The 17,950-nt window shown below is 71.7% G+C and carries 17 protein-coding genes; 1 reads left to right on the forward strand and 16 read right to left on the reverse strand.

The genetic code is table 11. The features are described from left to right. Positions 1-14: 14 nt before the first annotated feature. Genes rlmN through B5M43_RS09300 form a run of 7 tightly spaced genes read right to left on the reverse strand, consistent with a single transcriptional unit; the run spans position 15 to position 7,448 of the window. Positions 15-1,265 carry a 23S rRNA (adenine(2503)-C(2))-methyltransferase RlmN gene (rlmN, locus tag B5M43_RS09270; protein ID WP_134746080.1) on the reverse strand — a complete coding sequence of 417 codons (1,251 nt, stop codon included), beginning with the start codon at positions 1,263-1,265 and terminating at the stop codon, positions 15-17. Positions 1,266-1,311: 46 nt separating this feature from the next. Continuing rightward, entirely contained in the window at positions 1,312-2,463 is a 1,152-nt protein-coding gene (locus B5M43_RS09275) for a Gfo/Idh/MocA family protein (protein ID WP_230667890.1), read from the reverse strand. A gap of 23 nt (positions 2,464-2,486) precedes the next feature. Continuing rightward, a complete protein-coding gene (locus B5M43_RS09280) occupies positions 2,487-3,599 on the reverse strand; it encodes a Gfo/Idh/MocA family protein (protein WP_230667893.1) in 1,113 nt (370 codons plus the stop codon). Then, complete coding sequence (locus B5M43_RS09285) at positions 3,584-4,288, reverse strand: ThuA domain-containing protein (protein WP_134746078.1); 705 nt, start codon at positions 4,286-4,288, stop codon at positions 3,584-3,586. Before B5M43_RS09285 ends, B5M43_RS09280 begins: the two co-directional genes overlap by 16 nt. 19 nt (positions 4,289-4,307) lie before the next feature. Further along, complete coding sequence (locus B5M43_RS09290) at positions 4,308-5,189, reverse strand: carbohydrate ABC transporter permease (protein ID WP_134746077.1); 882 nt, start codon at positions 5,187-5,189, stop codon at positions 4,308-4,310. 1 nt (position 5,190) lies between these two features. After that, positions 5,191-6,102 (reverse strand): carbohydrate ABC transporter permease, encoded by a 912-nt coding sequence (locus B5M43_RS09295; protein ID WP_205829501.1) that lies wholly within the window; start codon positions 6,100-6,102, stop codon positions 5,191-5,193. Next, complete coding sequence (locus B5M43_RS09300; protein ID WP_134746076.1) at positions 6,099-7,448, reverse strand: extracellular solute-binding protein; 1,350 nt, start codon at positions 7,446-7,448, stop codon at positions 6,099-6,101. Before B5M43_RS09300 ends, B5M43_RS09295 begins: the two co-directional genes overlap by 4 nt. Before the next feature lie 183 nt (positions 7,449-7,631). Between B5M43_RS09300 and B5M43_RS09305 the strand changes: the two genes are divergently transcribed. Then, positions 7,632-8,654, forward strand: coding sequence for a LacI family DNA-binding transcriptional regulator (locus tag B5M43_RS09305; RefSeq protein ID WP_134746075.1), 1,023 nt, complete (start codon positions 7,632-7,634; stop codon positions 8,652-8,654). Between the two features lie 3 nt (positions 8,655-8,657). Here B5M43_RS09305 and B5M43_RS09310 read toward each other — a convergent pair whose 3' ends face one another. From B5M43_RS09310 to B5M43_RS09350, 9 genes are all read right to left on the reverse strand, one after another. Next, on the reverse strand, positions 8,658-9,689 hold the full coding sequence (locus tag B5M43_RS09310; RefSeq protein ID WP_134746074.1) for an aldo/keto reductase: 1,032 nt from the start codon (positions 9,687-9,689) through the stop codon (positions 8,658-8,660). Between the two features lie 71 nt (positions 9,690-9,760). Further along, positions 9,761-11,125 carry an MFS transporter gene (locus B5M43_RS09315; RefSeq protein ID WP_134746073.1) on the reverse strand — a complete coding sequence of 455 codons (1,365 nt, stop codon included), beginning with the start codon at positions 11,123-11,125 and terminating at the stop codon, positions 9,761-9,763. A gap of 181 nt (positions 11,126-11,306) precedes the next feature. Next, entirely contained in the window at positions 11,307-12,074 is a 768-nt protein-coding gene (locus B5M43_RS09320) for an SDR family NAD(P)-dependent oxidoreductase (protein ID WP_134746072.1), read from the reverse strand. After that, positions 12,071-13,051 (reverse strand): 3-hydroxyacyl-CoA dehydrogenase family protein, encoded by a 981-nt coding sequence (locus B5M43_RS09325; RefSeq protein WP_134746071.1) that lies wholly within the window; start codon positions 13,049-13,051, stop codon positions 12,071-12,073. The genes B5M43_RS09320 and B5M43_RS09325 overlap by 4 nt, the downstream gene beginning before the upstream one ends. Continuing rightward, on the reverse strand, positions 13,048-14,046 hold the full coding sequence (locus B5M43_RS09330; RefSeq protein WP_134746070.1) for a sugar phosphate isomerase/epimerase: 999 nt from the start codon (positions 14,044-14,046) through the stop codon (positions 13,048-13,050). The genes B5M43_RS09325 and B5M43_RS09330 overlap by 4 nt, the downstream gene beginning before the upstream one ends. A gap of 151 nt (positions 14,047-14,197) precedes the next feature. Next, entirely contained in the window at positions 14,198-14,920 is a 723-nt protein-coding gene (locus tag B5M43_RS09335; RefSeq protein ID WP_134746069.1) for a GntR family transcriptional regulator, read from the reverse strand. Next, positions 14,917-15,690, reverse strand: coding sequence for a triose-phosphate isomerase family protein (locus B5M43_RS09340; protein WP_134746068.1), 774 nt, complete (start codon positions 15,688-15,690; stop codon positions 14,917-14,919). Before B5M43_RS09340 ends, B5M43_RS09335 begins: the two co-directional genes overlap by 4 nt. Positions 15,691-15,694: 4 nt before the next feature. Further along, positions 15,695-16,150 carry a ribose-5-phosphate isomerase gene (locus B5M43_RS09345; RefSeq protein ID WP_134746067.1) on the reverse strand — a complete coding sequence of 152 codons (456 nt, stop codon included), beginning with the start codon at positions 16,148-16,150 and terminating at the stop codon, positions 15,695-15,697. 12 nt (positions 16,151-16,162) lie between these two features. Continuing rightward, positions 16,163-17,929 carry a dihydroxyacetone kinase family protein gene (locus B5M43_RS09350; protein ID WP_134746066.1) on the reverse strand — a complete coding sequence of 589 codons (1,767 nt, stop codon included), beginning with the start codon at positions 17,927-17,929 and terminating at the stop codon, positions 16,163-16,165. Positions 17,930-17,950 lie beyond the last annotated feature (21 nt).

A 17,950-nucleotide genomic window follows, 5' to 3' on the forward strand; every position in this document is an offset into this window, starting at 1 on the left:
AGGCGGCGCGGGGCTCAGGCCGTGGTGGCGGCCGCGGCGGCGGCCTGGTCCTCCTCCGTGGCGACCAGCTGGCCGCAGGCGCCGTCGATCTCCTTGCCGCGTGTGTCGCGGATCGTGGTGGGCACACCGGCGTCGTTGAGGCGGCGCACGAACTCCTGCTGCACCGAGCGCTCCGACGCATCCCACACCGAGCCCGGCGTCGGGTTCAGCGGGATCGGGTTGACGTGCACCCAGCCGCGGCCGCGCGCGTTGAGCTTCTCGGCGAGCAGGTCGGCGCGCCACGCGTGGTCGTTCATGTCGCGGATCAGCGCGTACTCGATCGAGACGCGACGCCCGGTCTTGTCGAAGTACTCGCGCGCGGCGTCGAGCACCTCGTCGACCTTCCAGCGCGAGTTCACCGGGATCAGCTCGTCGCGCAGCTCGTCGTCGGGAGCGTGCAGCGACAGCGCGAACGTCACGGGGATCTGCTCGTCCGAGAGCTTCCGGATGGCCGGGGCCAGGCCCACGGTCGACACCGTGATGCCGCGCGCGCTCATCCCGAGCCCGTCCTTCTTGTCGACCATGACCCGCACGGCGTGCATAACGCGCGCGTAATTGGCGAGGGGCTCGCCCATGCCCATGAACACGATGTTGGTGACGCGCTCGTCCGCGTGCTCGCGGCGCCCGAGCTCGCCGTTCGCGATCGCCCGGTTGGCGCGCACGATCTGCTCGATGATCTCGGCCGACGACATGTTGCGCGTCAGCCCCGCCTGGCCGGTGGCGCAGAACGGGCAGTTCATGCCGCATCCGGCCTGCGACGACACGCACAGCGTGATGCGGCCGGGATAGCGCATGAGAACGGACTCGACCAGCGCGCCGTCGTGCAGGCGCCACAGGAACTTGATCGTGTCGCCCTTGTCGGTCTCGAGCCGGCGCACCTCGGTGAGCAGGTTCGGCAGCATCCCGGCGACGAACTCCTCGCGGCCCGCGGCCGGCAGGTCGGTCATGTCGGCCGGGTCGCTCGTCCAGTGCTGGAAGTAGTGCTTCGCCAGCTGCTTGGCGCGGAAGCCGGGCAGGCCGAGCTCCTTCACCTTCTCGACGCGGGCCTCGGGCGTGAGGTCGGCGAGGTGCACCGGCGGCTTGCCGCGCTTGGGGCTCGCGAACTGCAGCAGCGGGCGGCCGGTCTCGTCCTTCTTCTGCTGCCAGCCCTCCGTCTGCGGCCGGACCTGACGGACGCCCGTGGCGCGCACGGCCGTGTTCGCGGGGCGGATGGGGGCGTCGCTCATGCGTCCAGCGTAGAGCGACGCCCCTGCGAAGCGCCTGCGCCCGGCGTCAGGACCCGACGGGCCGCCAGCCCGCGCCGCCGGCGGCGCTGCGCTCGACGGCCTCGAGCACGCGCTGCACGTACAGGCCGTCCTCGAACGACGGCAGCGGGTCGGATCCCTGGGCCACGGCGCGGGCGAACGTCACAACCTCGTGCGTGAACGTGTGCTCGTACCCGAGCCCGTGCCCCGCCGGCCACCAGGCGTCGACGAACGGATGGTCCGGCTCGGTCGCGAGGACGCGGCGGAAGCCCGCCTCGGCACCGGGCAGCGTGTGATCGTGGAACTCGAACTCGTTCATCCGCTCGAAGTCGAACGCCACCGAGCCGCGCGACCCGTTCACCTCGATGCGGATCGCGTTCTTCCGCCCCGCGGCGAAGCGGGTGGCCTCGAAGGTCGCGAGCGCGCCGCCGTCCGTGCGCCCGATGAACACGGCCGCGTCGTCCACGTCCACGGTGCCCGTGCCGGTCCCCGCGGTCGCCGCCAGGGCGCCCGAGGCCGCGGGAAGCGGCCGCTCCTTGACGAACGTCTCGGTCAGCGCGCTCACGCCCGTCAGCCGCTGGCCCGTGAGGAACACGGCCATGTCGATCACGTGCGCGCCGATGTCCCCCAGGGCCCCCGAACCCGCCTTCTCGCGCTGCAGCCGCCAGACCAGCGGGAACTGCTCGTCGGTGATCCAGTCCTGCAGGTAGGTCGCCCGCACGTGCCGGATGGTCCCGAGCCGCCCGTCGTCGATCAGCGCCTTCATGGCGCCCAGCGCCGGCGTGCCGCGGTAGCTGAACCCCACCATGGACCGCACTCCGCGCGAGCGCGCCTCGACCGCCGCGTCGGTCATCCGCTCCGCGTCGGGGACCGAGTTCGCGAGCGGCTTCTCGCAGAGCACGTGCTTGCCCGCGGCGAGCGCCGCCAGCGTGATCTCGGCGTGCAGGTCGCCGGGCACGCAGATGTCGACCGCGTCGATCTCGGGGTCGTCGACGGCGGAGCGCCAGTCGGTCGTCGTGCGGCGGATCCCGAACCGCCGCGCGAAGTCGCCGAGCGCGGCCGCGTCGCGGCCGACGGCGAGGTCCACCCGCGCGTCGACGTCGAAGAACCGCGCCGCGGTCTGCCAGGCCTGGGCGTGGATCCGCCCCATGAACGAGTATCCGATCAGCGCGACGCGCATCCCCTGTCCTCTCCGTGGCTCCATCAGCGCGCCCCCAGATCCGTCAGCGGCACCGGCTCCGGGCGCTCGCACGTGCTGCCGACCGCGACGGCCTGCCCCTCCCGCGCGGCGCGCAGCAGCGACTCCATGACGTCGAGGGCGTGGAACGCGAGCTCCCCGCTCGCCCGTGGCCGGCCGCGCGTCGCGGCGAGGTCCTGCAGGCCGATGCCGCGACCGCCCTCCAGGTAGCCCGCGGACGCGGCCAGCGGCTCCCACGCCTCGCCGCCCAGCCGCCACAGCGCGACCTCGCCGTCGAAGCGGTTGGGGTCGGGCACCACGAGGGATCCGTCGGTGCCGTGCACCTCGATGTTCGACGCCCGCGACGCGACCGCGTCGAACGACATCACGAGCGTCGACAGGGCGCCGGACGCGTGCACGAGCACCCCGGTGACGTGCGTGTCCACGTCGACCACGGGGATGACCTCGCCCGCTCGGGCACCCGATCCGATCGTGCGCGCGTCGCGCAGCGCGCTCGCGGCGCCCACGGCCGACACCACGGGCCCCAGCAGCGTGATGAGCGCCGACACGTAGTACGGCCCCATGTCGAGCAGCGGCCCGCCGCCGGGCCGGTAGTAGAAGTCGGGGTTCGGGTGCCAGCGCTCGTGACCCGCGGTCACCATCGTGGCCGACGCGGCCACGGGCCGCCCGATGAGCCCGTCGTCGATCGCGCGCCGCGCGGTCTGCGTCCCGGCGCCCAGCACCGTGTCGGGCGCGCACCCCACCGCGACGCCCGCGGCGGCGGCCGCCTCGAGCACCTCGCGCCCCGATGCCGTGTCGGCCGTGAGCGGCTTCTCGCCGTACACGTGCTTGCCCGCGCGGATCGCCCGCATCGCGATCTCGTGGTGCGCCGCGGGGATCGTCAGGTTCAGCACGACGTCGACGTCCTCCGCCGCCATCAGCTCGTCGACCGAGAGAGACCGCGCGCCCGGCACCCGCGCGGCCACGGCCGCGGCGCGCTCCGCGTCGAGGTCCGCCGCGGCGACGAAGCTCACGTCGTCCAGCCGCGGCAGGGTCTGCAGGTACTGCTCCACGATGTGGCCGCAGCCCACCACCCCCACGCGGATCGGCCCCTCGATCCGGTTCACCGGCTCGCCCACAGCATCCCCCGCTCGATGATCGTGCGGACGTTCGGGTCCTCGAGCACGTCGACCGAGTGACCCGGCGTGGCGACGAAGATCCTCCCCCGGCCCCACAGCCGCGTCCACACGGCCGGCGACGTGATGGGGCGATGCCAGGGGTGGTACGGCTGCGTCGGGTGGGTGGTCGTCGCGAGCACGTCGATCAGGTCGTCGTGCAGCACCCAGTACTGCTCGGTGTCCAGCTCGAAGTCGTCGATGCCGGCGGTGATCTCGTGCGCGCGCCCCAGGTCGGTGATCTCCACCGTGTACGGGAGGTAATTGTCCTCCTCGTTCCCGGGTCGCTCATCGGGGTGCCGGCCCGGGTGGGTCGCGAACTGCCCGCCGATGAGCTGCAGGTAGTCGGAGCTGCTGCGGTACGAGTCCGCGATGCCCCCGTGCCATCCGGCCATGCCCGTGCCCGCCTCGATCGCGGCGCGCAACCCCCGCAGCTCGTCCTTCTCGATCGTGTTCATGGTGTTGCACTGCACGATCAGGTCGGTCGCGGCCATCGCGTCGTCGTCGGCGTAGACCGCCGGCGACTCTTCGACGCGCACGTCGAAGCCCTGGTCGCGCAGGAAGGGGATGAACAGCTCGGTCGCCTCGACCGGGTGGTGTCCGTCCCACCCCCCGCGCACGATCAGGGCCCGGCGCTGTGCCGTCTGCGTCATGTCTTCTCCTCTTCCGTGGTCACTTGCTGAATCCGGCGGTGAGCCCGCTCAGGAGCTGACGGCGTCCCACCGCGTACAGCACGACGAGCGGCAGGGTCGCGAGCACGACGCACGCGAGGACCGCGGGGATGTTCACGCTGAACTCCCCCTGAAACGTCCACAGCGCCAGAGGCAGGACGCGCAGGTCGGGGCTCTGCGTGAGCACGAGCGGCAGCAGGAAGCCGTTCCACACGTGCAGGCCGTTGTAGATCGCGACCGTCACGATGGCGGGCTTGGTGAGCGGGAGGGCGAGGCGCCACAGCGTCTGCCACTCGGAGCAGCCGTCGAGCCGCATCGACTCGAACAGCTCGTTCGGGACGTCCCGGATGAAGTTCGCGAGGATCAGCACGCTCAGGGGGATCGCGAACGCGATCGACGGCAGGATGATCGCGAGCAGGCTGTCGTAGAGGTGCAGCCGGATGATGATCAGGTAGATCGGGATGATCGTCGCCTGCAGCGGGATCGCGAGCCCCATCAGGAAGACGCCGTTGACCATCCGGAGGAAGCGGCCGCGGCCGCGCACGATCGCGTACGCGGCCATGAACGAGATCGCGAGCGTCGGGATCACGGTTCCGACCGTGATGATCGCGCTGTTGAGGAAGTAGCGCGCGAAGTCCGCCTGGAGCACGGCCGCGTAGTTCTCGAAGGTGGGCTCGGCCGGCAGCGCGAGCGGGTTCTGGGCGAAGTACTCCGACTGGCGCTTCAGGCTCGTGATCACGACGTAGTAGACCGGCAGCACGATGATCGCGAGCCAGACCCAGCCCGCGAAGCCGCCGAGCAGGTTCGGGCTGCGGCGCGTGGTCACCGAGAGCTGCCGGCGACGGCGCGCGTCCGGCACGACGATGGCGGTGGTGGCGGTCATGTCAGGCCCCCTCGAGCTGGCTCGCGCTGCGATCCCGACCGCCCAGGCGCTGCAGCAGGAGCGCCAGCGCCAGCCCCAGCAGGACCAGGATCACCGCGATCACGCTGGCCGGCCCCATCAGGCTGGCCCGGAATCCGGTCAGGTACATCTCGAGCGCGAGGATCCGCGTCGCGTTGCCAGGGCCGCCGGCCGTGAGGACGAAGATCAGGTCGAAGTACGTCAGCGATCCGACCGTCATGAGGGTCGACGACGTGATGATCGTGTACTTCAGCTGCGGCAGGGTGATGTGGAAGAACTGCGCGACGCGACCTGCCCCGTCGATCTCGGCCGCCTCGTACATGCTGCGCGGGATCTGCCGCACGCCGCCCTGGTAGATGAGGGTGTGGAACGGCACGAACTGCCACGCGATCACGAACACGACCACGCCGAACGCGAGGGCGGGGTCCCCGAGCCAGTCCTGCGCGAGTGCCGGGATGCCCAGGCCCGCTGCGAGTCCGAAGTTCGGATCCAGCAGGGCCTTGTACGCCACCGCCACCGCGGCCGACGAGAGCAGCAGCGGCAGGAAGTACAGAACGGCCAGCACCGCGCGGTAGCGCTGCGACCCGGCCGTGAAGACGCCGAGCAGCAGGCTGATCGGCGTCTGGACCGCCCAGGAGAGCACCATCACGAGGAACGTCAGCCAGAGCGCCCGGCCCAGACCGGGGTCGGCCAGCGTTCCCAGCCAGTTGTCGAGGCCGGCGAACGTGATGGCGCCGATCCCGTCCCAGTCGGCGAAGCTGAGCGCGAACACCCCCGCGAGCGGGACGAGCGCGAAGGCGACGAAGTACACGAGGGCGGGCGCCGCGAGCCACGGGAGAGCTCCCGTGGCCCGCGCGCCCCGCGCCGTGGCGAGCGCGGGCGTCGTCACCGTCACTCCCCGATGGTCTCGTTCATGTTCGCGGCGAACTCCTCGGGCGTGATGGAGAGCGCGAAGAGCTGCTCGATGTTGTTCAGCAGCTCCTCGGCCGCGGCCGGGCTCAGCGCCTGATCCCACGACTGCTGGAAGTTCGGCGCATTCGACGCGAGGTCGTACACGAACGTCGTGTACTCGGCGTCGGGTGTCGAGGCCAGCTTGTCCTCGATGCCGTTGACGACCGGCACGGCGCCGCTGCCGATCAGGGCGTCGACCTCGGCCTCGGTCGAGAGGCCCTCGGCGAGGTAGGTCAGCGCGGCCTCCTTCGCCTCGTCCGAGGCGGCGGAGCTGACCGACAGGTACGCCGCGGGGTTGCCCACGGCGTTGGCCGGATCGCCCTTGCCGCCCTCCACGACGGGGAACGGCACCCACCCGAGGTCGCCGCTCGGGACGAAGTCGCCGCCGTCGGCCTTCATGCCGCCGTACGTCCACCCGCCGTGCAGCATCATGGCCGCCTTGCCGGTGTAGAGCAGCGCCTGATCGGCGTTGGAGTCGGCGGCGATCGATCCGAAGCCCTTGACGAAGCCGTCGGCCCGCACGAGGTCCTGCGCCATCTCGAGCGCCTGCAGCGCCGCGGGGTCGGACCAGGCATCCGGCTCGCCCGCGAAGATCGCGTCGAAGACCTCGGGCCCGCCGACGCGGTCGAACAGGTACTCGAGCCACATCATCGAGGTCCACCGCGACTGGCCGCCGAGCGAGAACGGGGCGATGCCCTCGGCGTTGAACACCTCGACGAGCGCCATGAGGTCGTCCCACGTCTCGGGCGGCTCGACGCCGGCCTCCTCGAACACCCTCTTGTTGTAGAACAGCACGATCGGGGTGACGTCCTCGTAGGGCATCGCGTAGATGCGGCCGTCGACCGTCGCCGCGCCGAAGGCGCCGGGGAACAGCCGGTCCTTCACGTCCGGGTTCTCGGCGAGCCAGTCCGTGAGGTCCTCGACCTGCCCGGCGTCCACATACGACTTCAGCGTGCCGCCGCCCCATCCGTAGATGAGCGTCGGCGCCTGCCTCGCTCCGATCGCGGTGCGGATCTTGGTCTTGTACGCGTCGTTCTGGAAGAACGTGAGCTCGAGCGCCTGGTCGGGATGCGCCTCGTTGAACGCGTCGACGCTGTCCTGCCGGATGCCCTCGACCGGCTGGCCGGAGAGCGCCCAGATCGACGCGACCGCGGCGCCGTCGCCGCCGGCCCCCTCCGCCGGGGCCGGGCCCGCCGTGCCGCATGCCGTCAGGGCGAGCGCCGTGGTGATCAAGCCGGCGAGCGCGGCCGTGCGGCGGCGGCCGATCCTGCGGGGTGTGCTGACGTCCATGTCCTGCCTCCTGTTCCCCGCTCACCGTTGAGCGGTCGGATGAAAGAAAGTTTTCTAGAAACTTATTCCCCGCGGCGAACATAGCCAGGCCCTGGTTCCGGTGTCAACACCGGGAATTGACACGGACAAGCACGGCATGCAGACTGAGCTGCTGAGAAAATTTTCGCGATCGGGAGACCGCAGATGAGCCGGACGGACCTCGCCGCCATCGCCTCGCAGGCGGGCGTCTCCATCTCGACCGTGTCGAAGGTCATCCACGGACGCGCGGGCGTCGCGACCGCGACGCGCGACCGGGTCCGCCGCCTGCTCGCGGAGACCGGCTACGTGTCTCCCATGCAGCGCCGCGCCAGGGAGACGGGGCCGACCATGGTCGACCTCGTGATCGGCGGCGTGAGCGCGGGGTACACCATGGAGGTGCTGCAGGGCATCCTGTCGGCCGCGCAGACGATCGACGTCGACGTCGTGGTGTCGAGCGCGACGCCGGGAGACCTGCATCGCATCGACGCCGACGCGTGGGCGACCCGGATGAACGACTCCGGACGCACCGGCCTCATCCTGGTGACGTCGCAGCTCACCGCGACGCAGCGCGCCGCCTTCCGCCAGCGCGGCCTCCCGGTGGTCGTGATCGACCCCCTCGGGCCGGCCACCAACGACCTGGCGAGCGTGGGATCCACCAACTGGGCGGGCGGCAAGGCCGCCGCCGAGCACCTGATCGCGCTGGGGCATCGGCGGATCGCCTACATCGGGGGCAGGACCGACGCGGAGTGCAACGTCGCGCGCCTTCACGGGCACCTCGCCGCGCTGATGGGCGCGGGCATCGACGCGCGCCCGGAGTACATCTACGACGGCGGAACGTTCGGACGCGAGGCGGGCGTCGCCGGGGCCACGGCGCTGCTCGAGCTGCCCGAGCCGCCCACGGCGATCTTCGCGTCGAGCGACTCGATCGCGCTCGGCGTGCTCGAGGTGGCGCGAGCGAAGGGCCTCGACGTCCCCCGCGACCTGAGCCTCGTGGGCTTCGACGGCCTGCCGCTGGCGGAGCAGACCCTGCCGCCGCTCACCTCGGTCGCCCAGCCGCTGCGCGACATGGGTCGTGCGGCGCTCCGCTCCGTGCTGCGCCTGGCCGCGGGCGAGCAGCTCGACTCCGCGCGCATCGAGCTCGCGACCGAGCTCGTCGTGCGCGGGTCGACCGGCGCCCCCGCCCGCTGACCGCTACCAGCGCCCGCCGTGCAGGCGGCGCGTGCGCTGCTCCTGTCCGAGCTCCCCGTACGGATAGTCGGCGACGCCGGGCTCGCTCGCCGCGTCCAGCGCCGCGCGCTCCTCGTCCTCCAGCACGAGCCCCACGGCCGCGAGGTTGTCGTCGAGGTGCGCGAGCGTGCGGGCGCCGAGGATCACCGAGCTCACGCCCGGCCGCCCGGCGAGCCAGGCCAGCGCCACGCGGCCCTGCGGCACGCCGCGCGCGGCCGCGATCTCGCCGAGCGCGTCGAGCACCGCCCAGGTCCGCTCCTCGGAGCGGCGACGCTCGAGCCCGTTCATGGCTCCGGGCGCCGCGCCGTGGCGCGCGTCCGCCGGAACCGTGTCGCGCGTGTATTTGCCCGTCAGCCATCCGCCGGCCAGGGGCGACCACGGCAGCAGCCCGAGGCCGTTCGCGAGCGCGGCGGGGACGACCTCCCACTCCACCTCGCGCGCCAGCAGGTTGTACTGCGGCTGGATCGTCACGGGGCGGATCAGCCGCAGGAACTCGGCCACGTCGACATAGCGCTGCAGCTGCCAGGCCGTCACGTTGGACAGGCCCACGTAGTGGATCCTGCCCGCCGCGCGGGCCTCCGTCAGGAACTCGAGGGTCTCCTCGATCGACGTGTGCGGGTCCCAGGAATGCAGCTGGTAGAGGTCGATCGTCTCGACGCCGAGCCGCGACAGCGAGCCCTCGAGCGCCGCCGCCAGGTGCTTGCGCGCCAGTCCCAGCTGGTTGGGCCCCGGCCCGGTGGGGAAGCGCGCCTTCGTCGCCACGACGAGGTTCTCTCGCGTGGCGGCGTCCGCCCGCGCGAGCCAGCGGCCGACGATCCGCTCGCTCTCGCCGTCGCCGTACATGTCGGCGGTGTCGATGAGGTTGCCGCCGGCCGCCACGTAGCGGTCGATCATCCGGTGGGACTCGTCCTCGGTCGCCTCGCGGCCGAAGGTCATCGTCCCGAGCGCGAACGCCGAGACCGATGCGCCGGACGAGCCGAGCGTGCCGTATTCCATGGGGTCTCCTTGTCAGGCGACGGTGCGCACCGCCGGGCGAACCCGACGGTGCGCACCTCCGACGCGGGCGCTCAGTGCGCGGGCGCCGGCGCCTCCAGCTTCTCTTCCTCGAGCAGGTCGTCCGCCTTGGCGCGGAAGAACTTCGTCCCGGCCATCATGGCCGCCGCGAGGAACGCGAACACGCCCAGGGACACGACGCCCCACACTCCGCTGTCCGTCGGCATCGCCTCGTTGAAGGCGGTGCGCATCAGCGGCGCGACGAAGCCGCCGAGGTTGCCGAGCGAGTTGATCAGGCCGATGCCGGCCGCGGCGGCCGTGCCCGTGAGGAACGCGGTCGGGAACGACCACGTGATCGGGCCGACCGAGAGGAAGCTCGCGACGGCGATCGTGATGCACAGGATGCCGAGCACCGGCTGCTGCGCCGCACCGGCCCACGCCGATCCGAGGATGAACACACCCGTGAGGATGTAGAAGAGCGCACCCCAGTTGCGACGCCGCTTGATGGTGTTCGCCTTGTTGCCGAAGTAGTAGCAGGCGAACAGGCCGACGAGCCACGGGATGGCCGCCACCAGGCCCACCTGCCAGCCGACGTCCTGGCCGATCAGGTTCGACACCTGCTGCGGCAGGTAGAAGGTCGTGCCGTATACGGCGATCTGGAGGCAGAAGTAGATGACCGTGAAGTACCAGACCTTCCAGTTCGCCATCGCGCGCCAGACTCCGGTGGGCCCGTCCTCCTGGCGCACCGCGTCCTCGCGTGCCATCACCTCGGTGAGCGCGGCCTTCTCGTCCGCGTCGAGCCACTTCGCCTTCTGCGGGCTGTCGGTCAGGAGGAAGATCGCCGCGATGCCGGCGACGACGGCGAGCATGCCCTCGACGAAGAACATGACCTGCCAGCCCGCCCACGGCGTGTACTGCTGGCCGAAGCTGATGAGCCCTCCCGAGAGCGGCGCGCCGAGCATCTGCGAGAACGGCTGCGCGAGGTAGAAGATGGCGAACATCCGCACGCGCACCTTGTTCGGGAACCACTCCGCCAGGAACATGATCACGCCCGGGAACAGGCCCGCCTCGGTCACGCCGAGCAGGAAGCGCAGGATGACGAACATCGTCTCGTCGGTCGTGAACGCGAACGCCGAGGCCACGAGGCCCCAGGTGATCGCGATGCGCGCGAGCCACCATCGCGCGCCGAACCTCTTGAGCATCAGGTTGCTCGGGATCTCGAAGATCGCGTAGCCGATGAAGAAGATGCCCGCGCCGAGCGCGAACGCGCCGGCCGAGATGCCGCGCTCCATCGCGAGCGCGTCCTCCGCGAAGCCGACGTTGGTGCGGTCGAGGAAGGCGACGAAGTACAGGATGACGAGCATCGGCATGAGGTGCCGAGTCGCCTTTCGGATGGCGCCGGCGAGCGGCTCCGTCCGCAGGGTCGTGGTGTCCGCCATGGCGGGAACTCTCCTTTGAGTCGGGGGATCGATGGGTGTGCGGTCAGGGGGTGGGTCGTGCTCAGCCGCCGACGAGGGCGGGCGCGATCTGCCAGATCCCGAAGCCGACCAGGACGATCCCGACGGCGAGGAACAGCAGACGGCTCTTGGACCAGGTGCGCATGTTCATCAGTGACTCCTCTCAGTGCATGTAGGTGCCGCCGTCGATGTTCAGGGTGTGGCCCGTCACATATCCGGCGTCTTCGCTGATGAGGTAGGCGATCCCCGCGGCCACGTCGCGCGGGGTGCCGATGCGGGGGAGCACGCCGTCGGCGGCCATGACCGCCTTGCGCTCCTCCGTGAGCGTGCCGCCCATGATGTCCGTGTCGATCGGCCCGGGGGCGATCGCGTTGACGGTCACGCCGTGGCGGCCCAGCTCGCGGGCCACGGACCGGGTGAAGCCGATGACCCCGGCCTTGGCAGCCGAGTACACGGTCTTCGAGAACGTGCCGCCGCCGCGCTGCGCCGAGATGGACGACAGGCTCACGACGCGGCCGACGCCGTTGCGCGTCATGGTCTCCACGGCGCGGCGCGTGGCGTAGTGCACGCCGTTGAGGTTCACGCCGATCACCCGGTTCCACTCGTCGGGCGTGACCTCGAGGTACGGGTCGGCCGACGAGACGCCCGCCAGGTTCACCAGCGCGACGAGCTGGGGCAGCTGCGGCTCGAGCGCGTCGAACGCCCCGCGCACCTGAGCCTCGTCGGCGACGTTCGCCCCGGCACCGGCCGCGGTCACGCCGTGCTGCGCGGCCACCTCGTCCGCGACGCCCTGGGCGGCGTCGGCGTCGAGGTCGATGATGCCGATGTTCCAGCCGCGCTCGGCGAGGTGGTGCGCGGTGGCGCGGCCGATGCCGCGCGGGGAGGCGGCGCCGGTCAGGATCGCGGTGCGCTGTGCGGGGAAGGCGGTCATCGGGCGGTCTCCTCTTCGAGTGCGGGGGCGGGGTGGATGGGTGCCGGGCCGAGCTCGTCGAGCAGCTTCTGCATCGCCACGTACGCCTTGTTGCGGTACGCGACGAGCTCGGGGGTGCGCTCGGCGGGCACATCGAGGTAGCCGGCGCCCGACTTGGTGCCGTACTTGCCGGCGTCCACGAGCTCCTGCAGCGAGGCCGGCGTCGCGAACCGCTCGGGCCAGCGCGTCTGGAGCGACGCGTAGCAGAACGCGTACACGTCCAGTCCCGCCATGTCGGCGATCGCAAACGGCCCGAAGAACGGCAGGCGGAAGCCGAACGTGGTGCGCACGATCGTGTCGATGTCCTCGGGGGAGGCGATGCCCTCCTCGACGATCTGCGAGGCCTCGTGGAACAGCGCGTACTGCAGGCGGTTGAGCACGAAGCCGGTCGCGTCCTTCACGACCGCGGTCTGCTTGCCCGTCGCGGCGACGATCTCCTCGACGAACGGGACGAGCGACAGGTCGGTGCCCTCGTGCGGGATGAGCTCCACGCCGGGGATGAACGGGGCCGGGTTCGAGAAGTGCACGCCCAGGAAGCGCTCGGGGCGCTCGACGGCCTCCGCGAGCGACGCGATCAGGATGGTCGAGGTGTTGGATCCGATCACCGCGTCGGGACGGGCGGCCTGCGAGATGCGGGCGAGCGTCGCGTGCTTGATCTCGATCTTCTCGGGCACCGCCTCCTCGATGAAGTCCGCGTCCACGACGGCGGCCTCGATCGACTCGGCGGCCGTGATCCGCTGGGTGACGCGCTCCACGGCGTCCTCGGGGAAGAGCCCGTCGGCCGCGAACTGGCCGGCCTCGGCGATGAGGCGCTGCAGGCTGCTCGCGGCGATCTCGGCCGAGACGTCGGCGATCCGCACGTCGTAGCCGGCAAGCGCGAGCACCTGGGCGATGCCGCCGCCCATGTATCCCGAGCCGACGATGGCGATGGTGGTCACAGGGTCACTCCCTCGAGCTGGTCGGACGTGGTCTGGGCGCGCTGCGGCAGCGGCTGCTCCGTCTTGGGCAGCAGCGTGCGCAGGTAGCGCTGGTTGGTGGCGCAGACGCCGAGCGAGTCGCCGCCGTACTGCTCCATCAGGAAGATGCCGCGGAAGCCGAGCGCGACCGCGTCGCGCACCACCTGGCGGTAGTTGATGAGGCCGAGCTCCATGGAAGTGGGCACCGAGGTCGCCCACGATCCGTCGCCTGCCTCGTCGCGCGTGTAGTTCTTGACGTGCCAGTAGTTCGCGTACGGCAGGGTCTTGGCGAACATCTCGCGCCAGTCCTCGATCTCGCGGTGCAGGCGGATCAGGTTGCCGATGTCGGGGTTGAGGCCGACGTTGTCGAGCCCGATGTCCTCGATCAGGCGCACGGCGCTGTCGGCGGTCCCGACGTACGTGTCCTCGTACATCTCGAGGGACATCTGCAGGCCGACCTCGGCGGCATGGCGGCCGAGCTCGCGCAGGCGCGTGACGGCGGCGTTCCACACCTCGGGGTCGTCGGGGTCCTTGGGGCCCTGTGCGGTCCAGAACCAGAGGGCCTTGCGCTGCGCCTCGGTGAACGGCTGGTGCAGGCCGGTCGAGAAGACCTCCATGCCCCACTCCGCTGCGGCGTCGATCGTGCGGTGCGCGTACGCGAGGTTCTCCTCCTCGCGACCGGGCCAGATCACGCTGCGACGCTGCAGGTGCACGCTCGGCAGCCGCACGCCGTGCGAGGCGGCGATCGACAGCAGCTCGTCGCGGCGACTCGGCTCCAGGTCGGCCGGACGGACGTGGCTGTCGGCGAGCTCCGCCAGCGTGAAGCCCACGTCCTCGATCTGCTCGAACATGTCGTCCCAGACCTCGGCCGCGGCGTCGTGCAGGGCCGTGCCGTCCTTGCCGACCACGGGGAAGCCGTGAAGGCAGGTCGCGATCGGCCACCCGTCCCGGGTGTACTCGTACGAGGCAGTCGCCATAGGTGTGTGCTCCGTTGCGTGTCATGCGCCGTCGTGGCGCTTCGTCGATCCTATAGGATCCATGGTTAGCGAAGTCAAGCGGCCGACCTGAACGGGGCGCCCCGCGTGGACGTCGCGGGCCGAGGCCCGCTGAGCGAGCGCGTGCCGCGGCTCAGCTGCGGTCGGTCGGGGCGGCGCTCTTGAGCGAGCGGCCGCGAACCTTCTCGATGTGGCTGCGCATGCACTCGACCGCTGCGTCGGCGTCGCCGCGCTCCACGGCGTGCAGCACCGCCTCGTGCTCCGAGACGGCCTCGCGCACGTCGTCGGGGCCGGCGAGCACGGCCTGGCGCATGCGGTGCGTCAGCGCGCCGAGTCCGTCGTACATGTCCAGCAGATAGTGGTTGCCGGCGGCGAGGAACAGCTGCCGGTGGAACTCGCCATCCGCCGCGAAATAGCTCTTGGTGACGCCGAGCGGAACGCCCTCGTCCGTGTGATCGTCGATCACCCGCTGCGCCGCCGCCTCGTGCGCGGCGTGGGCGGCGCGCAGCGCCTCGACCGCCCGTGGCCCGCCCTTCACGGCGCCGCCCGCCGCGGCGCTCTCGATCACGAGCCGCGCGTCGAACAGCTGCGCGAGCTCCTCGGGGCCGAGCGGCGGCGCGACGCGATAGCCGCGCAGCGCCTCGCGCGTGACGAGCCCGGTGCGCTCGAGCTGCACCATCGCCTCGCGCACGGGGGTCGGCGAGACGTCGAGCAGTCGCGCCATCGAGTCGATCGACAGCCGCGAGCCCGGCTCGACCTCGCCCGTGAGGAGCATCTCGAGGATGAGGTCGTACACGCGGTCGCGGAGCCCGCGACGCTCGATCTCGACGACGCGGCCGAGCGGAAGACTGGTCATGGCGCGCTCCTCTCGCAGCTCACTGCTTCGTCGAGGATACGGCCGAACGCCTCCGGATCATGCGCGAACCGACCCAGGAACAGGCCGTCGGCGGCGTCCGCGATCCGGGTCAGCAGCCCGGGCCCCGCGCTGCCGCCGTAGATGACCGCGGAGTCCTCCGCCACCCCCGGCCGACGCAGCGCCGCGCGCAGCGCGCGACACACCGCGCGGATGTGGTCGGCGCCCGCGGGGTCCGCCGCGCCGATGGCCCAGACGGGCTCGTAGGCGATCACGACCCGCCCCGTCAGCCCGGCCGCGAGCGCAGGCCCGATCGACGCCTCCAGCTGCCGCACGCAGGCCTCGGCCGCCGCCTCCGCAGGTCCCTCCGCCTCCTCGCCGACGCACACGAGCGGCACGAGTCCGGCTCGCAGCAGGGCCGCGACCTTCTTCGCCACGGTGTCGTCGGTCTCGCCGAACATCCTCCGGCGCTCGGCGTGACCCACCTCGGCCATCCGCACCCCGAACTCCGCCAGCTGCGTGGCGGAGACCTCGCCCGTGTACGCGCCCTCGTCCCAGAACACGTCCTGGGCGCCCACGAGCAGCGGTCCGTCGCCCGCCAGCTCGGCGACCTCGGGGATCGAGAGGAAGCTCGGGATCGCGAACGGCTCGACGAGACCCGACGTGACGGCCGGGTGCGCGCGGCAGAGCTCGTCGATCGCCCGTGACCAGGCCATCGTGCGCTCGCGCCCGAAATAGAGCTTCAGGCTCGCGCCGATGACGAACCGCGCCATGCGATCAGACGCCCTCGTACGCGCAGATGTCCTGCACCTTGTCGTTCGACGCGCTCGTCTCGTCGAACGTGTACGTCAGCCACTCCTTCGCCAGGCGGCGCGCGAGCTCGACGCCCACCACGCGCTGGCCCATGCAGAGGATCTGCGCGTTGTTCGACAGGATCGAGCGCTCCACCGAGAACGAGTCATGGGCCGTCACGGCACGGATTCCCGTGACCTTGTTCGCGGCGATCGCCACGCCGAGCCCGGTTCCGCAGATCAGGATCGCGCGGTCGGCCTCGCCGCGCGCGACCCGCTCGGCGGCCTCGATCGCGACCTTGGGGTACGACGTGTGGCCGTCGGCGTCGACACCGACGTCGAACACGCTCTCCACGAGGTCGTGCTGCTCGAGATCGGCCTTGATGATCTCCTTGTACTGGTAGCCGGCGTCGTCGCTGCCGACGATGAGGCGCAGGGCCATGACGTTCTCCTCCTACTCCGCGCTGACGCGGTTCTGATCGTGGTCCTCGGGCGCGACGCGCTCCGAGAGGATGCGGTGGACCGTGCGGCACACGAGGGCGAACGACACCGCGCCCGGGTCCGGCGTGCCGATGGACTTCTCGCCGTGCGAGCGGGCGCGGCCGAGCGTCGCGACGAGCGCCGCCGTGGCCTGCGCGGCCTGCTCGGACGCGGTGGTCGCGAGGTCCCAGGCCTCGGTGAGCGCGCGGCCTCCGGCGACGTGCTCGGCCAGGCCGTCGGCGAACGGCACGATCGCGTCGACCATGGTCTTGTCGCCGACCTTGGCCTTGCCGAACGCCATCACTGCGTCCTTGGCCGCGGTCACGCCGCGGGCCACTGCCTCCGCGTCCGCGGGCTGCTCATCGCCCAGCGCCGCGCCCACGGTGCGCAGGATCTGCGCCCAGATCGCGCCCGACGTGCCGCCGGCGCGGTCGCTCCACGCCTCGGCGGCGTGCTCGAGCACCGTGCGGGCGCCGGCGCCGCCGTCGACCGCGCGGCGCGCGGCCTCCTGGGCCGCGTGCGAGCCGCGCTGCATGCCGATGCCGTGGTCGCCGTCGCCGGCGATCCGGTCCATCCGGCCCAGCTCGTCGGCCGCGTCGTCGAGCGCGATCGCGACCGCGTCGAGCACGTCCGCGGCCAGGCGGCCCACGGCGCGCGAGTCGTCGCTCGCGGGGCCGATCGGGGCCTCCCGCTCCTCGAGCGCGTCGACGTCGACCTCGACGGGGCGCTGGGCGGCCACGGAGCCCTTGCGGTAGCCGGGGGTGTCCGCGGGCGCGGACCACAGCATCTCGAGCTCCTCGTCGAGCCACAGCAGGGTCAGCGAGCAGCCGGCCATGTCGAAGCTCGTGCAGAGCTCGCCGACCTCGGGCTCCACGATCACGAGCCCGCGCTCGCCGAGCAGGCGGTGCACGGCGCGGTAGACGACGAAGAGCTCCTCGTACTTGACGCTGCCGAGACCGTTCAGGATGGGCACGACGCGCGCGCCCTCGAGGTCGACGCCGTCGGGCAGCTCGTCGATGAGGCGATCGACGAACATCGCCGCGAGCTCGTCCGCGGTCGGGATGTCGACCTCGTCGATGCCCGGCTCGCCGTGGATGCCGAGGCCGACGGCCATCCGGCCCTCCGGCACGTCGAACAGAGGAGCGTCGGCGCCGGGCAGCGTGCAGCCCGAGAAGGCGACGCCGAACGAGCGCGTGCGGGCGTTCGCGAGGCGCGCCACGCGCTCGACGCCGTCGAGGTCGTAGCCGGCCTCGGCCGCCGCGCCCGCGATCTTGAACACGGCGAGGTCGCCCGCGATGCCGCGGCGCTGCTCGATGCGGTCCTTCGGCGCGCTCCAGATGTCGTCGGTGACGAGGACCGTGCGTACGTCGTGACCCTCGGCGTTCAGGCGGTCCTGCGCCTCGGTGAAGTGCAGCACGTCGCCCGCGTAGTTGCCGTAGCTGAGCAGCACGCCCTTGCCCTGATCGGCGGCCTTCGCGACCGAGTACACCTGGTGGGCGGAGGGCGACGCGAAGAGGTTGCCCATCGCCGCGCCGTGCGCGATGCCCGGGCCGACCAGCCCGCCGAACGCCGGGTAGTGGCCGCTGCCGCCGCCGATCACCAGCGCGACCGTCGTCTCCTCGGCCGCGGTGGATCGCACGACGCCGCCGGGCACGCGCTGGACCCAGCGGGATGCCGCCGCGGCGAAGCCGTCGATCATCTCGTCCGCGAACTGCGCGGGCTCATTGAACAGTCGCGTCATTGCGCCTTCTCCTCGAGGTCG

Source organism: Microbacterium sp. MEC084 (assembly GCF_004514465.2).
Classification (GTDB): domain Bacteria; phylum Actinomycetota; class Actinomycetes; order Actinomycetales; family Microbacteriaceae; genus Microbacterium.

Bases quoted from the DNA above. Each gene is read 5' to 3' on its own strand.
- B5M43_RS09335 (WP_134746069.1), bottom strand. From the start codon at position 14,920: ATGACCAGTCTTCCGCTCGGCCGCGTCGTCGAGATCGAGCGTCGCGGG.
- B5M43_RS09310 (WP_134746074.1), bottom strand. From the start codon at position 9,689: ATGGAATACGGCACGCTCGGCTCGTCCGGCGCATCGGTCTCGGCGTTC.
- B5M43_RS09350 (WP_134746066.1), bottom strand. From the start codon at position 17,929: ATGACGCGACTGTTCAATGAGCCCGCGCAGTTCGCGGACGAGATGATC.
- B5M43_RS09330 (WP_134746070.1), bottom strand. From the start codon at position 14,046: ATGGCGACTGCCTCGTACGAGTACACCCGGGACGGGTGGCCGATCGCG.
- B5M43_RS09275 (WP_230667890.1), bottom strand. From the start codon at position 2,463: ATGCGCGTCGCGCTGATCGGATACTCGTTCATGGGGCGGATCCACGCC.
- B5M43_RS09345 (WP_134746067.1), bottom strand. From the start codon at position 16,150: ATGGCCCTGCGCCTCATCGTCGGCAGCGACGACGCCGGCTACCAGTAC.
- B5M43_RS09285 (WP_134746078.1), bottom strand. From the start codon at position 4,288: ATGACGCAGACGGCACAGCGCCGGGCCCTGATCGTGCGCGGGGGGTGG.
- B5M43_RS09340 (WP_134746068.1), bottom strand. From the start codon at position 15,690: ATGGCGCGGTTCGTCATCGGCGCGAGCCTGAAGCTCTATTTCGGGCGC.
- B5M43_RS09300 (WP_134746076.1), bottom strand. From the start codon at position 7,448: ATGGACGTCAGCACACCCCGCAGGATCGGCCGCCGCCGCACGGCCGCG.
- B5M43_RS09320 (WP_134746072.1), bottom strand. From the start codon at position 12,074: ATGACCGCCTTCCCCGCACAGCGCACCGCGATCCTGACCGGCGCCGCC.
- B5M43_RS09290 (WP_134746077.1), bottom strand. From the start codon at position 5,189: ATGACCGCCACCACCGCCATCGTCGTGCCGGACGCGCGCCGTCGCCGG.
- rlmN (WP_134746080.1), bottom strand. From the start codon at position 1,265: ATGAGCGACGCCCCCATCCGCCCCGCGAACACGGCCGTGCGCGCCACG.
- B5M43_RS09315 (WP_134746073.1), bottom strand. From the start codon at position 11,125: ATGGCGGACACCACGACCCTGCGGACGGAGCCGCTCGCCGGCGCCATC.
- B5M43_RS09305 (WP_134746075.1), top strand. From the start codon at position 7,632: ATGAGCCGGACGGACCTCGCCGCCATCGCCTCGCAGGCGGGCGTCTCC.